The sequence below is a fragment of the Brachybacterium sp. UMB0905 genome (genome assembly GCF_002871795.1).
Lineage (GTDB): Bacteria > Actinomycetota > Actinomycetes > Actinomycetales > Dermabacteraceae > Brachybacterium.
The window spans coordinates 30,232-45,467 of record NZ_PNHL01000013.1 but is presented as its reverse complement, the minus strand read 5'-3'; the positions used below and the strand labels follow the sequence as shown (position 1 = coordinate 45,467).

At 69.8% G+C, this 15,236-nt stretch carries 12 protein-coding genes; 6 read left to right on the top strand and 6 right to left on the bottom strand.

The genetic code is table 11. The features are described 5' to 3' along the window. The first annotated feature begins 185 nt into the window (after positions 1-185). The 4 genes from CJ197_RS12060 (at position 186) to CJ197_RS12045 (ending at position 5,972) form a co-directional block, all read left to right on the top strand. Positions 186-1,349 carry a hypothetical protein gene (locus CJ197_RS12060; protein ID WP_102236996.1) on the top strand — a complete coding sequence of 388 codons (1,164 nt, stop codon included), beginning with the start codon at positions 186-188 and terminating at the stop codon, positions 1,347-1,349. 134 nt (positions 1,350-1,483) lie between these two features. After that, positions 1,484-3,724: an NADP-dependent isocitrate dehydrogenase gene (locus tag CJ197_RS12055; RefSeq protein WP_102236995.1), complete on the top strand. Its 2,241-nt coding sequence runs from the start codon at positions 1,484-1,486 to the stop codon at positions 3,722-3,724. An 80-nt stretch (positions 3,725-3,804) separates the two neighbouring features. Then, entirely contained in the window at positions 3,805-4,617 is an 813-nt protein-coding gene (locus tag CJ197_RS12050) for an alpha/beta fold hydrolase (RefSeq protein WP_102236994.1), read from the top strand. A gap of 350 nt (positions 4,618-4,967) precedes the next feature. Beyond that, complete coding sequence (locus CJ197_RS12045) at positions 4,968-5,972, top strand: DUF2382 domain-containing protein (protein ID WP_102236993.1); 1,005 nt, start codon at positions 4,968-4,970, stop codon at positions 5,970-5,972. Between the two features lie 213 nt (positions 5,973-6,185). Here CJ197_RS12045 and CJ197_RS12040 read toward each other — a convergent pair whose 3' ends face one another. The 4 genes from CJ197_RS12040 to CJ197_RS12025 form a co-directional block, all read right to left on the bottom strand. Further along, positions 6,186-7,034, bottom strand: a complete 849-nt coding sequence (locus CJ197_RS12040) for a sulfite exporter TauE/SafE family protein (RefSeq protein ID WP_102236992.1) — start codon at positions 7,032-7,034, stop codon at positions 6,186-6,188. Positions 7,035-7,103: 69 nt separating this feature from the next. Continuing rightward, positions 7,104-7,481: a DUF488 domain-containing protein gene (locus tag CJ197_RS12035; protein ID WP_102236991.1), complete on the bottom strand. Its 378-nt coding sequence runs from the start codon at positions 7,479-7,481 to the stop codon at positions 7,104-7,106. A gap of 28 nt (positions 7,482-7,509) precedes the next feature. Beyond that, positions 7,510-8,007 (bottom strand): thiol peroxidase, encoded by a 498-nt coding sequence (gene tpx, locus CJ197_RS12030; RefSeq protein ID WP_102236990.1) that lies wholly within the window; start codon positions 8,005-8,007, stop codon positions 7,510-7,512. An 82-nt stretch (positions 8,008-8,089) separates the two neighbouring features. Further along, complete coding sequence (locus tag CJ197_RS12025) at positions 8,090-8,971, bottom strand: PPK2 family polyphosphate kinase (protein WP_102236989.1); 882 nt, start codon at positions 8,969-8,971, stop codon at positions 8,090-8,092. Positions 8,972-9,233: 262 nt separating this feature from the next. Here CJ197_RS12025 and CJ197_RS12020 point away from each other — a divergent pair, with 262 nt between their 5' ends. Beyond that, positions 9,234-10,415 carry an amidohydrolase gene (locus CJ197_RS12020; protein ID WP_102236988.1) on the top strand — a complete coding sequence of 394 codons (1,182 nt, stop codon included), beginning with the start codon at positions 9,234-9,236 and terminating at the stop codon, positions 10,413-10,415. A 70-nt stretch (positions 10,416-10,485) separates the two neighbouring features. On the opposite strand, the gene CJ197_RS15620 is transcribed toward CJ197_RS12020, so the two are convergent. Beyond that, complete coding sequence (locus tag CJ197_RS15620) at positions 10,486-10,896, bottom strand: PepSY domain-containing protein (RefSeq protein ID WP_255407883.1); 411 nt, start codon at positions 10,894-10,896, stop codon at positions 10,486-10,488. A 571-nt stretch (positions 10,897-11,467) separates the two neighbouring features. On the opposite strand from CJ197_RS15620, the gene CJ197_RS12010 reads away from it, so the two are divergent. Continuing rightward, positions 11,468-13,933, top strand: a complete 2,466-nt coding sequence (locus CJ197_RS12010; protein WP_102236986.1) for a phosphoketolase — start codon at positions 11,468-11,470, stop codon at positions 13,931-13,933. 41 nt (positions 13,934-13,974) lie between these two features. Here the strand turns inward: CJ197_RS12010 and CJ197_RS12005 are convergent, their stop codons facing one another. Then, positions 13,975-15,135 (bottom strand): MFS transporter, encoded by a 1,161-nt coding sequence (locus tag CJ197_RS12005; RefSeq protein ID WP_102237034.1) that lies wholly within the window; start codon positions 15,133-15,135, stop codon positions 13,975-13,977. Positions 15,136-15,236: the final 101 nt, after the last annotated feature.

Genomic DNA, 15,236 nt, shown 5'->3' with positions numbered 1-15,236 from the left:
CACCGCGCACCGCGCGGATTGGTGCAGATCCGCGGGAGGACCGAGCGTACCCGGGGAAGGAGGCGGCGCCGATGAGCACAGGTACACCACGACCGAGCGCACGCGCACCGCGACCGAGCGCACGCGCCCGCCCCGGCAGGGCCCCCTCCACCCACTCCGCGCATGAGAGCGCCAGTGTCCGGCCGATGCGCACGCCCTCGCGGCCGCTCTCCCCGCGCCGCCCCGTCCGCGCCGCTGCCGTCCTCGCCCTGGGCCTCGCGCTCACCGGCTGCGATGCCCTGCCCGGCAGCGGCGGCACCGCCCCGTCGGCCGCTCCCTCGCCGATGGATCCCGCACAGGTGGAGCAGGCGGCGACCACGGCGGTTGATCCCGCGTGGCTGTGCGGCACCGGGGGCGGTGATGACCCGGTGCCGGTGCGCAACCGCGGCACATTCACGCCTGAGTCCGTGAGCGCCGAGGGCAATGACGTGCTGATCACCGGCGCCTTTCAGCTCGATGACCCGGAGGCCTACACCGGGTTCTTCCCCGATGCGCTGGTGCTTCCGGCGCAGCCCGAACAGCGCGGAACCGTCGCCGAGCCCTACGACATGGACCTCGCGGATCCGAGCGCACCGGCCCCGCCGATCGTGGTGCGGGCGCGCGTGGAGATCCCCTCCGATGGCCCGCCGCCCACTCGGGCGACCGCGAAGCTCACGCTCGGCACCTGTGATGATGCGCCGCTGCCCGATGGGCAGTACGTACTGCTGCTGCGCGGTGATGGCGGGCAGGGTCGCGCCGCGCGGGATTCCGGCTGGGCCGCCCCCGCACCGGTGCTGATCGATGTGGCGGGTGGGAAGGTCCGTCCTGTGCCGGGCGTGGTCACTGCCCCCGAGGACGAGGGGCGGATCGATCCCTCGCCGCTGCGCTGCGGCGCGAGGCTCGAGCCGGTCGGGGATGGCGCCGGGGTGACGCTCGAGCTCGGCGATCGCACCGAGAACATCTCGACTGTCGCGACCGAGGAGGACACCACGCCCGCGGTCACGGCGTCGCTCACGTTCGCGACGCAGGAGCCGGGCACGCGTGCGCTGCTGCCGGCGGTGGTGCTCACCGACCCGGACACGGGGCGGATCGTCGCAGGGGCCCGCAATGCCGAGCTGGCGCCGCTGCACTGGGTGTCCGCGGAGGGGACGACGCTGTCGGAGCTCGCCCGGGTGGGTCATGAGACCTGCTCCGGCTATGCCCTCTCCCCGGGCACGTACACGGCGCACGGCGCCGCCCTGACGCGGGATGCCGAGGGCACGACTCACCTGATCCTCTCGACGCCCTGGGATGTGACAGTCACCGATGAGGAGCCCGACGGGCAGGAGTGACCCGTCGGCCCATCCCGGTCGCCGCCGCGGGACGTACCGTGGAGGGGTCCGGACGCCCGGCCGCCCGTCGGCCGCCGTCGATTAGTCTTGACGTCAAGACACCTGCTCCATCGACCCGAGGGAGACCGCTGCCCATGGCGCGCATCATCTACACCCATACCGACGAGGCGCCGATGCTGGCCACCGCCTCGTTCCTGCCCATCCTCGACGCCTTCTCCGACACCGCCGGGATCGACGTCACCACGCGCGACATCTCCCTGGCCGGCCGCATCGTCGCCGCCTTCTCCGATCTGCTGCCCGAAGAGCAGCGTGAGGCCGATGCTCTCGCGGAGCTGGGCGAGCTGGCGCAGACCCCCGAGGCGAACATCATCAAGCTGCCGAACATCTCCGCCTCCGTGCCGCAGCTGAAGGCCGCGATCGCGGAGCTGCAGGGCCAGGGCATCGCGCTGCCGGACTACCCCGAGCCCCCGCAGACCGAGGAGGAGAAGGACGTGCGGGCCCGCTACGACTCCGTGAAGGGGTCGGCGGTGAACCCGGTGCTGCGCGAGGGCAACTCGGATCGGCGTGCCCCCGCGGCGGTGAAGAACTTCGCGAAGGCCCACCCGCATCGCATGGGCGAGTGGGCGAAGGATTCGAAGTCCTCTGTCGCAACGATGCAGGCCGATGACTTCCGCGCCAATGAGCAGTCCGTGGTGATGGACAGCGAGGACACCCTCACGATCGTGCATGTGGGCGAGGACGGCAGCGAGACGGTCCTCAAGGAGACCGTGCCGGTGCTGGCCGGTGAGGTGGTGGACTCCACGATCATGCGCGCTGCGGCACTGCAGGAGTTCCTGCGCGCCCAGGTCGCGGCGGCAAAGGAGAAGGGGGTACTGCTGTCGGTTCACCTCAAGGCCACGATGATGAAGGTCTCGGACCCGATCATCTTCGGGCACGCCGTGCGGGCCTACTTCCCCACCGTGTTCGCACAGTACGGCGAGCAGCTCGAGGCTGCGGGGCTGTCCCCCAACAACGGTCTGGGCGGCATCCTCGCCGGCCTGGAGACCCTGGATCCGCAGGTCCGCGCCGGGGTGGAGGCCGCGATCGAGCAGGACATGGCCGACGGCCCGGACCTGGCGATGGTGAACTCCCACAAGGGCATCACGAACCTGCATGTGCCCAGCGACGTCATCATCGACGCGTCGATGCCGGCGATGATCCGCACCTCCGGGCACATGTGGAACAAGGACGATCAGGAGCAGGACACCCTCGCGGTGATCCCGGACTCCTCCTACGCCGGGGTGTACCAGGCCACGATCGAGGACTGCCAGGAGCACGGCGCCTTCGATCCGACGACGATGGGCACCGTCCCGAACGTGGGGCTGATGGCGCAGAAGGCCGAGGAGTACGGCTCCCACGACAAGACCTTCGAGATCGCCGCGCCGGGCCGCGTGGAGGTCCGCGATGCCTCAGGTCAGGTGCTCATGAGCCATGACGTGGCCGCCGGGGATATCTTCCGCGCCTGCCAGGCCAAGGATGCGCCGATCCGTGACTGGGTGCAGCTGGCGGTGCGCCGCTCGCGCATCTCCGGGATGCCGGCCGTGTTCTGGCTGGATGACTCCCGCGCCCATGACCGCAACCTCATCGCGAAGGTGAAGCAGTACCTGGCGGAGGATGTGGACGGCGAGAGCACCGAGGGCCTGGACATCCGGATCCTCTCCCCCGTGGAGGCCACGAAGCACACACTCGCCCGGGTGCGCCGCGGCGAGGACACCATTTCGGTGACGGGCAATGTGCTGCGCGACTACCTCACCGACCTGTTCCCCATCATGGAGCTGGGCACGAGCGCGAAGATGCTCTCGGTGGTGCCGCTGATGAACGGCGGCGGGCTGTTCGAGACCGGGGCCGGTGGTTCGGCCCCCAAGCACGTGCAGCAGCTGCTGGAGGAGGACTACCTGCGCTGGGATTCGCTCGGCGAGTTCCTGGCGCTCGCGGAGTCTCTGCGGCATCTGGCTCGCACCGCGGACAATGCTCGCGCCGGCGTGCTCGCCGCGGCGCTCGATCGCGCCACGGAGACGCTGCTGAACGAGGGTAAGTCCCCGCAGCGCAAGCTCGGCTCGATCGACAACCGCGGCAGTCACTTCTACCTGGCCCTGTACTGGGCGCAGGAGCTTGCGGCGCAGTCCGAGGATGCTGAGCTCGCGGAGGCCTTCGGGCCGATCGCGGCCAAGCTCGCGGACAGCGAGCAGGTGATCGCCGAGGAGCTGCTGTCCGTGCAGGGCAAGAGCGCGGACATCGGCGGCTACTACCGTCCGGACCCGGAGAAGACGGCGGCGGTCATGCGCCCGTCGGCCACCTTCAACCGGATCCTGGAGGAGATCTCCGCCGCCCTGTGAGGCGGCGACCGCACGGCGGGTCGGGGCGTGGGCCCCGGCCCGCCGTCGTCTATGACAACGCTGACGAGGACAATGGGGTCATGTCTCACCGCGTGTCGTCCCGTGCCGATGGCACCGTGCTGGTCTACGACCGCGCGAGCGCCGGCCCCGCTGCGTCCCCTGATGCCACCCCAGTGCTCCTGCTGCACGGCTCCGTGCTCTCCCGGGCGCTCTGGCGGGGCCTGGGCTATGTGGAGGCGCTGCGGGCCGAGCGCGAGGTGCTGCGGATGGATCTGCGGGGGCACGGCACCTCCGGCAAGCCCGTCGACCCGGCCGCGTATGCGACGGGCGTGCAGGTCGAGGACGTGCTGAGCGTGCTCGATGATGCGGGATTCTCGCGGGCGCATCTGCTGGGCTATTCCCTGGGAGCACGCGTGGCGCTGGCCACGGCGGTCGAGCATCCCGCGCGGGTGGAGCGCCTGGTGCTGCTGGGCGGGAGCGCTGCCGCCCAGCAGGGCGCGCTCGAGCAGCTGTTCTTTCCCGGCGTGATCGAGACGCTGGCCCGGGAGGGGATGGAGGCGTTCGCCGATCGGCAGGGCCTGACCGCGGATCGCACGGATCCTCTGGCGCAGTCCACCCGCTTCGCGTTCCTGCGGGCCGATCCGCAGGCGATGGCGGCGCTGTTCACCGCAACCGATGCTGCCGACGAGATCCCGCCCGAGGTGCTTGCCCAGGTGGCCGCGCCGGCCCTCTGGATGGCCGGGACCGAGGATCACCCCCGCTACGAGCAGTCACAGCAGGCAGCTCAGGCGATGCCGCAGGCCCGGTTCGTCCCGCTCGTGGGCCGCGATCACGGCATCACCCTGGCCCCGGCAGGCCCGGTGCTCGAGCAGGTACTGCCGTTCCTGCGCTGACCCGGTCCACCCAGGAGCGCCGTGCAGCAGACACCGCCGTACAGCCGACACAGCAACGCAGCGCCCGACGCCGTCGGGGATATCTGCTCAACCTATTGGTAGGCAGATAAACCGCGGGCGACTGGAGCGTAAACGGGGCGCGACCCCCTTCCCTGCCGAGCGGTCAGTCTCCCTTGTGACACCCGGACAGCTGTCGCGTACCGCAGAAGACGCCTCGACGCAAGAGCTGGGCGGCGGAACGAGCAATCGTCCCCGTCTCGTGACCGTCGTCAATAGGGTCGGGGCTGTGGCGCGAGCCAGCCGCGGCCCTCGCTGCGGTTTCAGACCCTGGAAGCAGGAAGGACACAGTCATGACCGCTGACAACCTCTCCCCCGCTGATCTGCAGAACGCCAAGGTGGTCGACTCCACCGGTGCGTCGGTGGGCGACGTCAAGCAGCTGTTCGTCACCCAGGACGGCCATGCCCCCTCGTGGGTCACCGTGAACACCGGCCTGTTCGGCACCAAGGAGACCTTCATCCCGCTGGCGGAGGCGAGGGTCGAGTCCGGCACGATCAGCGTCCCCTACGAGAAGTCCTTCATCAAGGACGCTCCGAACGTGGATGAGGATGGCGAGATCACCCCCGAGCAGGAGGATGAGCTCTACCGCTACTACGGCGTGTCCGACTCCGACATCCCGGGTCAGGCGCACGGCAACCACCGCCGCGATGGCGACCTGCACGATGATCGCCGTGACCAGGAGGGCCTGCGCGACGACCGCCGCGATGGCGACCTGCACGATGACCGCCGCGACCAGGAGGGCCTGCGCGACGACCGCCGCGATCACGGGCTGGATGATCGCGACCGTGCAACCGCCGGTGCCGCAGGTGCTGCGGGAGCGGCTGGCGCTGGCGCGGGAGCGGGCATGGACCACGACCGCGACGGTGTGCGCGATGGTGTGCGCGACGGGGACGGCGCCTCCACCACCCTCCATGAGGAGCGTGTGAACGTGGGCACCGAGCGTCGCGAGACCGGCCGTGTGCGCCTGCGCAAGTACGTCGTGACCGACACCGAGCAGGTGGAAGTCCCGGTGGAGCACGAGGAGGTCGTCCTTGAGCGCACTCCCGCCTCCGGCGAGGCCGACGGCGCCGAGCTCTCCGAGGGCGAGATCGAGGTGGCCCTCCACGAGGAGCGCCCGGTCGTCGACAAGGAGACCGTGGCCACGGAGAACGTCTCGCTGGGCAAGCAGTCGGTGCAGGACACCGAGACCGTCCGCACCGACGTCGCGCGCGAGGAGGTCGAGGTCGACCGCGATGGAGACCGCACCGGCCGCGACGGCCTGCGCGAGCAGGATCGCCCCGATACCCAGCGTCACTGACGCTGTGAAGACCACCCCGGGGGCGGGGTGAGCGCAGGGCCCGGTTCCACACGGATCCGGGCCCTGCCATCTGCTGCGAGCCGCTGTGCCAGCCCTCCAGCTGTGCTCAACCCGCCACCAGGTCCGGCGGGCCCGATGGGGTCGATGGGGCTTATAGGGCCGATGGGGCTGATGAGCCCGGCGGGCCCGATGGAGTCTGCCGCCGACCAGCTCTCACATCACCTGCCGCACGAGCGCCACCAGCGCGACAAGCACAATGACACCGCGCAGCAGCCACTCAGGCATTCGTTTGGCCAGGTGGGCGCCGAAGTAGCCGCCCAGCAGAGATCCCACCGCGATCGCTGCGGTCGCGCTCCACAGCACGGCAGCTCCCCACCACAGGTGCGCCACGAGGTAGACGAGCGCCGCGGCGACATTGACCACGAGGCTCAGCAGGTTCTTCACCGCGTTGACCGAGCCCATGGTGCGGCCGGTGAAGATGCCGAGCACTCCCAGGTACAGCACGCCCTGCGCGGCGGTGAAGTATCCGCCGTACACGCTCGCCGCTCCCATCGCGGCCACGAGTCCGCGCTGCCGGTAGGGGGAGAGGTCATGCGAGGCGGCCGACGGGACCGTCTTCGCGTCCTCAGCGCCGTCGGCGGCCTCCCCGCCGCGGGCAGCGATCCACGGCCGGTCCTGCCGTCCGCGCAGGGCACGGGTGAGCGGTTTCTGAAACACCACCATCGCCAGCGCCACGACGATCAGCACCGGGACCACCACGTCCAGGGCCCCCGAGGGGGAGACGAGCAGCAGCATCGCTCCTGCGGTGGCGCACAGCGAGGTCGTGATCACCAGCGGCGCCAGCTGCTCCTTCTCCGCTGCGATCTCCCGGCGATAGCCAAAGGAGGAGCCGAGGGTGGAGAACACCATGCCGATGGTGTTGGTCCGCACCGCAGCTCCCGGCGGCACGCCGATCGCCAACAGGACGGGCAGGGTCAGCAGCGATCCTGAGCCGACGGCGGCATTGATCGCCCCTGCCATCACCGCCATGGTGAACAGGACGAGCAGGGAGAGGGGTTCCACAGGGGTCGAGACTATCTGTCCCCCGAGCGGGGTTGAGCGCCGCCGCCCTGTCGCGGCCGTGATCCCGGCTCAGGCCCTGGAGGTGAGGTGGGTGGCGAGCACCCGGGCATGGTTGCGCTCGGGATCACGTGCCGCGTAGACGATAACCAGGTGATCAGCACCTGCGTTGCGGGCTCGCTCGGCGAGCGCCTCAGCCTCCCCGGAGGCGGTGAGCTCTTCGCGATACTGCGCGGAGAACTGCTCAAAGCTCAGCTCATCGTGGTGGAAGGCTCGACGCAGCTCCGTGCTGGGCGCGACGTCTTTCGTCCACTCGGTCAGGGCCAGGCGGTCCTTGCGCACTCCCCGCGGCCACAAGCGATCCACCAGGGCGCGATGCTCGCCCGGGGCGGGACCGCCGTCGTCCAGCAGATCCCGCACCCGGGCGCAGGAGATGTCCAGGATGCTCATCGAGCACGCACCGCGCAGATGCAGCCGTTCAGGACAGAGCCGCCTTCGCCGCGTCGTAGTCGGGCTCGTCGGCGATCTCGGGGACCTGCTGGGTGTAGATGACCTTGCCGTTCTCATCGGCGATGACCACCGCGCGGGAGAGCAGCCCGGCGAGCGGACCATCGGTCATGGTCACGCCGAAGTCCTCACCGAAGGAGGAGCGGAAGGCGCTCGCGGTGGTGACGTTCTCGATGCCCTCGGCGCCGCAGAAGCGGTCCTGCGCGAACGGCAGATCCTTGGACACGCACACCACGCGGGTGTTCGGCAGCTCCTCGGCGAGCTTGTTGAAGGCTCGCACGGACATGGCGCAGGTGCCGGTGTCCACCGACGGGAAGATGTTCAGCACGAGGCGCTGACCAGCGAGGTCCTCGCTCCGCACGGCGCTGAGGTCAGTGCCCACAAGCTCGAAGGCAGGCAGGCTGCTGCCGGTGGCCGGCAGCTCGCCGATGGTGGTCACGGGGTTGTTCTGAAAGGTGATGGAAGCCATGGCCCCATCCTCACGCGGACTCGCCGCGGGCACAAGGTCCCCCCTGAACCGGCAGGTCCGCGGAAGGATGGCAGCTTCTCGCTCAGGCCATGGTGGCGCGCAGGCGCTCCATCTGCTCGGCCACGTCGAATTCCGCCACGGGCCACTGCGGGTCGATCTCCTCGAGTGCATCCAGCAGCAGCTGCTGGACCGCCAGACGCGCGAACCACTTGCGATCCGCCGGGATCACGTGCCACGGGGTGCCGACGGTGGAGGTGGCCCGCAGCGCGCGGGTGTACGCCTCCATGTAGTCCTCCCAGTGGCTGCGCTCATCGACGTCCCCGGGATTGAACTTCCAGTGCTTGTCCGCCCGCTCGAGGCGTTCCATGAGGCGCTGACCCTGCTCGGCGTGGGAGATGTGCAGCATGACCTTGATAACGGCGATGCCGTCCTTGGCGAGCTCACGCTCGAAGGCGTTGATCGCGGTGTAGCGCTCGCGGATCTCACCGGCGTCGGCCCAGCCGTGGACCCGGTGGATGAGCACGTCCTCGTAGTAGGAGCGGTCGAAGACACCGATGAGGCCGGGCTGCGGCAGACGCTTGCGGATCCGCCACAGGAAGTCGTGCTTCTTCTCCTCCGCGGTGGGGGCCTTGAACGCGGCGATCTCGACGCCCTGCGGATCCACCTGCCCCACCACATGACGCATGATGCCGCCCTTGCCGGAGGTATCCATGCCCTGCACCACGAGCAGCACGGACCGCCCGCCGTCCGCGCCGTGGTGCGCGGCGTACAGGCGCTCCTGCAGCTCGGAGAGCTTCTCGGAGCGCTCGGCGAGCAGCTGCTTGCCCTGCTTCTTGCCGCCGTCGAACCCGGGGGTGGCCCGAGGATCGAATTCGGTGACGTCCCCGGTCCAGCCCGAGGGGATCTCGTAGCCGTGCGGGCGGGCCTTCGCACCGGACTTCTTCGCCTTCGTCTGCTTCGACATCCCCGCAGGGTACCGCGCACCGGGGCCGACGGGCAGAGCATCCGTCGGCCCTGCGGCCCCGCACCCCACCCGTCAGTGCCACCGCATCCGGTGCCTCGCTCAGAAACGCAGCTGCGCGGCGACCAGGTTGTACTGCACGCCCAGCAGCACCATCGCCGCCACCGCGAACACCACGAGCACCATCCCGGCCAGACGCCACCAGGAGTGATCCCGCGCCAGGACCGGACTTGACGTCCTGCCCGCCGCCGCACAGGGTCATGCCATGAGCACACCCGACACCTTTGCCATCACCAACGCCCACGTCGTCCCGATCGAGTCCGAGCCCTTCGACGGCGCCGTCGTGGTCACCGGCGACCGCATCACTGCGCTCGGCCCCGACGCCCCGATCCCCGACGGCGCTGCGGTGATCGATGCAGGCGGGGCGTGGCTGCTGCCCGGGTTCGTCGACGCCCATGTCCACCTGGGGGTCCATGAGGAGGGTGAGGGCTGGGCCGGGCAGGACACCAATGAGATGACCGACCCGGTAATGGCCGCGGCCCGCGCGATCGATGCGATCAACCCGATGGAGATCGGGTTCGATGACGCGATCGAAGGCGGCATCACCGCGGTGAACGTCAACCCCGGTTCGGGCAATCCCATCGGCGGGCTGGCGGTCGCGCTGCGCACACACGGCCGGGTGGTCGACGAGATGGTGCTGCGCGAACCCTCGGGCATCAAGGCGGCGCTCGGCGAGAATCCGAAGCGGGTCTACGGCGAGCAGAAGCGCACTCCCGCCACGCGCCTGGGCGTGGCTCTGACGATCCGGCAAGCGTTCGCGAAAGCCCGCGCCTGGGCGGCGAAGCCGGAGGATGAGCGGGATCCGGATCTGGTCTCCGATGCACTCGCGAAGGTGCTGGCGCGGGAGATCCCCTGGCGGCAGCACTCACACCGGGCCGATGACATCGCCACCGCGCTGCGCATCGCGGAGGAGTTCGGCTACGAGCTGGTGCTGGACCATGGCACCGAGTCCTACCTGATCGCCGACCGCATCGCCGCCGCGGGAGTTCCGGTGCTGTACGGGCCGCTGATCGTCTCCCGCTCGAAGGTGGAGGTGCGTGAGCGCACCCCGAAGGCACCGGGGATCCTCACCGCGGCTGGGGTGAAGGTCTCGATCATCACCGACCACCCGGTGGTGCCCATCGAGTTCCTGGTCCATCAGGCGGCGCTCGCGGTCAAGCACGGCATGGATCCGGCCGCTGCGCTGCGGGCGATCACCCTGAATCCCGCCGAGGTGCTGGGGCTCGCGGACCGCATCGGCTCGATCGCTGAGGGCAAGGAGGCGGACCTCGTGCTGTGGGAGGGCGACCCCTTGGACGTGCGCCACCGCACCGAACGGGTGTGGCAGGCGGGCAAGGAGGTCATGCACCGAGACGCCGACGGGACTGCGGTGATCGCTCCGCGCTGATCACGTGCGGTGCAGCGACACAGCGGGGGCGGGGTCATCGACCCCGCCCCCGCTGCGTCACGTCGCCCGATCAGTCGTCGACGGTCACCTGAGAGCTTTCGACCTCCACGAGGACGTCGACGTCGCCGCCGTCCTCGCGCTCGATGTCGATCTCATAGGCGATCACGCCGTCGTCGGAGTCCAGCACCCAGCCGCTGACCGCGCCGGGCACCTCCTGAACCGCGAGGTCCAGGGCGTCCTGCCAGGCCAGAGGCGTGGTGACATCCACGATAGGATCCTGCTCGTCCTCGTCGTCCTGTTCCTGCTCGACGACATCGCCGGTGGTCGCGTCCACGGTGACGTCGTGACGCACGGTGTCGGCGGCGAGCTCGACCTCCCACTGCCAGCTGCCGTCCTCGTGATCGATGTCGATCTGCACCAGATCGCCCCCACCGGCTGCCTCGGTCGCGATCCGCACCGCCTCCTCGGCCGGGACGGGCAGCGCCTCGGTCGCGAGGTCCGCGTCGGCCGGCAGGGGCGCGGCCGCTGCGGTGTCCTCTGCAGTCTCTCCCCAGCCGTCGCTCGCCGCGGCACCACCGCCGTCGCTCGCCTGGTCGTCACCGCCGCCGCTCGCGGCCGGGTCTTCAGCGTCGGCGTCGCCCTCCTCTTGGCCGATGCCGGGGGCGTCAGTGGCGTCGCCCTGCTCCTCGCTGCCGGCGCTGCAGCCGGTGGCGAATGCCAGGGCGAGCAGACCAGCGGCAGCAGCTCGCAGCGGGGCGGGGCGGATGAGGGCGCGGTTCAGGGGGCCCTCCTGATTCCTGACGCCCGGACACGGGCGCCACGATGTCTGCGATGTGACCAGCGTAAAGGCTCCACACTAGCGTCGGCCTTCCTCTGAAAAGACTCTCATCTGCGCCTTATCGTCCCTCTGCGCACCTCTCCCCGACGGGTCGCCCCGAGGCGCCACCAGCTCCGGACATCCCTTCCTGTCACTTCCCTCGCGCCGTACGGTGGAAGACAACTTCCCGCGGCAGCGCCGCGGGCACGTCGACTCGGAAAGGTGCTCTGACACCATGACCACGATCCCCCGTTGGCCGGACTCCCCCGCCTCCGCCCCGCAGAAGAAGGACCTCGAGCGGCTCGACGCCTGGTGGCGCGCCGCCAACTACCTTTCGGTGGGACAGATCTACCTCAAGGACAATCCCCTGCTGCGCCGCCCGCTGCAGCGCGAGCACGTCAAGCCGAGGCTGCTGGGGCACTGGGGCACCACCCCGGGACTCACCTTCCTCTACGCGCACGCCAACCGGGCGATCCGGCAGCGCGACCTGCATGCCATGTACGTGACCGGTCCGGGTCACGGCGGGCCCGGGCTCGTGGCCGCCACGTACCTCGAGCGCACGTACTCCGAGGTCTACCCCGCGGTCGGCGAGGACGAGGAGGGCCTGAAGCGGCTGTTCACCCAGTTTTCCTTCCCCGGCGGGGTTCCCTCGCATGTGGCACCGGAGACGCCCGGCTCGATCCACGAAGGCGGGGAGCTGGGCTATTCCCTCTCCCATGCCTACGGTGCGATGTTCGACAACCCCGATCAGATCGCCTTCACCGTGGTGGGAGACGGCGAGGCGGAGACCGGCCCGCTCGCCACCTCCTGGCACTCGAACAAGTTCGTGAATCCCCAGCAGGACGGCGTGGTGCTGCCGATCCTTCACCTGAACGGCTACAAGATCGCCAATCCCACGCTGCTGGCCCGTATCGGGGAGGACGAGCTGGTCTCGCTGATGCGCGGCTACGGCCACGATCCCCTGGTCTTCACCGCCGGGTTCGACGACGAGGACCATCTCTCCATCCACCGCCGGTTCGCAAAGGTCATGGACCAGGCACTGGATGCGATCGCCGCGATCAAGCGACAGGCGGCGGAGGACGCCGAGGCCGGCCGCGAGACCGTGCGTCCGGCCTGGCCGATGATCATCTTCCGCACCCCGAAGGGATGGACCGGGCCGAAGGAGATCGACGGGCAGCAGACCGAAGGCTCCTGGCGTTCCCACCAGGTGCCGCTCGCGAACGCCCGCGACACCGAGGAGCACCTGCGCGACCTCGATGACTGGATGCGGTCGTATCGCCCCGAGGAGCTGTTCGACGAGGGCGGCCGCCTGCGCGAGGAGATCGCGCAGACGGCCCCGGAGGGGGAGCTGCGCATGTCGGCGAACCCCATCACCAACGGCGGATCGGTCCTCGCCCCGCTGCGGATGCCTGACTTCCGCGACTACGCCGTGGACGTGCCCGGTCCGGGCGGCACTCTCGCCGAGGCCACGAAGGTGCTGGGCACCTTCCTGCGGGACGTCGCGCGGGATAACCCCACGACCTTCCGCATCTTCGGGCCGGATGAGACCGCCTCGAACCGTCTGCAGGCCGTCTACGAGGTCACCGACAAGCAGTGGAATGCGGACTTCGAGGACCATGACCACCAGGAGCATCTGGCCCGTGCGGGCCGCGTGATGGAGATGCTCTCCGAGCACCAGTGCCAGGGGTGGCTCGAGGGCTACCTGCTCACCGGCCGCCACGGCATGTTCTCCTCCTACGAGGCCTTCATCCACATCGTCGACTCGATGGTGAACCAGCACGCCAAGTGGCTGAAGGTCACGAACGAGATCGAGTGGCGCCGCCCCATCGCCTCGTTGAACTACCTGCTGAGCTCCCATGTGTGGAGGCAGGACCACAACGGCTTCTCGCACCAGGACCCCGGCTTCATCGATCACATGGTCAACAAGAAGGCGGAGATCGTGCGGGTGTACCTGCCGCCGGATGCGAACACGCTGCTGTCCACCTATGACCACTGCCTGCGCTCGAAGCAGTACGTGAACGTGGTGGTGGCCGGAAAGCAGCCGAACCCGAACTGGCTGAGCATGGATGAGGCCGTGCTGCACTGCGCGCGCGGCCTGGGAGTCTGGGAATGGGCGGGCACCGAGGTGGCCGGGCAAGAGCCCGACGTGGTCCTCGCCGCTGCCGGCGACATCCCGACGATCGAGGTGCTCGCGGCGGCGAAGATCCTGCGCGAGGAGGTCCCCGGCCTCAAGGTGCGCGTGATCAACGTCGTGGACCTGATGCGTCTCCAGGACGACACCGAGCACCCGCACGGGCTGTCGCAGAAGGACTTCGAGGGGTACTTCGGCGAGGACATCCCGGTGATCTTCGCCTACCACGGTTACCCGTGGCTGATCCATCGCCTGGCCTACCGGCACGACCGCCACTCGCGAATGCACGTGCGCGGCTACAAGGAGGAGGGCACCACCACCACGCCCTTCGACATGCTCATGCGCAACGACACGGACCGCTTCCACCTGGTGATGGACGTGATCGACCGGGTCGACGGGCTCGGGACCCGCTACGCGAGCCTGCGCCAGCGGATGGAGGACGAGCGGCTGCGCGCACGGGCCTACGCGTACGCCGAGGGCGAGGACCTGCCGGAGATCGCCGCCTGGCAGTGGGATGACGGCGGCGATGCCGCAGCCGCCGGGCTCGACACCGGCGGGGACAACGAATGAGCTCTCCGCGCTGAGCGCGTCCCGCCCCGCCCTGCCGTGAGTCAGGGCCGGGCGGGCCGTGCCCCCAGTCGGCGCAGGTAATCGGCGGCCAGCACCGTCGCCGCTCCGACCAGGATCACCGAGGTGAGGATCATCGGATCCATTCCGGCGCGGTCCAGGACCATGCCTCCCATCAGTGCCCCGACGGCGATGGAGGCGTTGAACATGGCGCTGTTCAGCGCGGTGCCTTCCTCGAGGACCTCCGGGGCTTCGGCGGTGATGAACGCCTGCACGCTGACGGACACCGCCCCGACGCACAGCCCCCACAGCGGCATGACGATCATCGCGGCCCCCGGTGAGTGCACCAGCACGAGCACGGCGAGCAACGCTGCGAGGGTCCCGCCGATCACCACCAGCACCGCGAGTGGAGCGCTGCGGCGGATCAGCGGGCCGACGGCGAAGTTTCCGATCAGCCCGGCGATGCCGAACAGCAGCAGAAGCAGCCCGAGATCGCGCAGCGGCACCTGGGCGCGCTGGACCAGCAGCGGGCTGACATAGCTGTAGGTGGCGAACTGGCCCACCACGCCGAGGCCCGTGAAGGCCAGCACGTAGCGCACGGCCCGGGTGGTCAGAGCGGTGCGCATCATGGAGGGGGTGACGGCCTGCCGGGAGTGGACCGGCCGGACCAGCAGCAGGATAGCCACGGCGACGAGGGCTGCGACGGCTCCCACCACCGCGAAGGAGGCGCGCCAGCCCACGTGGGAGCCGATCCATGCGGCGGTGGGCACGCCCAGCACGAGCGCACCGCCGGTGCCGCTGAAGGCGAGCGTCAGCGCGGCAGGGACGCGGTGGGGCTCCACCTGGCCCATTGCCACGATCGGGAGGACCGCCCAGTACAGGCCGATGGACACCCCGGCGAACAGTCGTGCCAGCAGCAGCCATCCGAAGCTCGGGGCGATGATGCTGAGAGCGCAGGAGATCACCACGCTGAGCAGAGCGATGATGAGCACCAGGCGCCGGTCCAGCCCCCGGACCAGCAGGGGTGTGGACATCGCCACGAGGGCGGCGAGCACGCCGGGGACGGTCACCGCGAGCCCCGCGACGCCCTCGCTGACCCCCAGATCCGGGGCCATCACCGAGAGCACCCCGATGGGCAGCTCCTCGACGGTGATGAGCACGAAGATCCCCACGGCCAGGGATGTCACCCCCAGCCACGTGCGCATGCCGTCCACTGCCGCTCCTTGCTGTGCGGCCCGAGCGCCTCCCGAGCCCGGGCCACTGTAGGGCAGGATCCTGTGCCCCGGGCCGCTATTCTGTGCCGAGC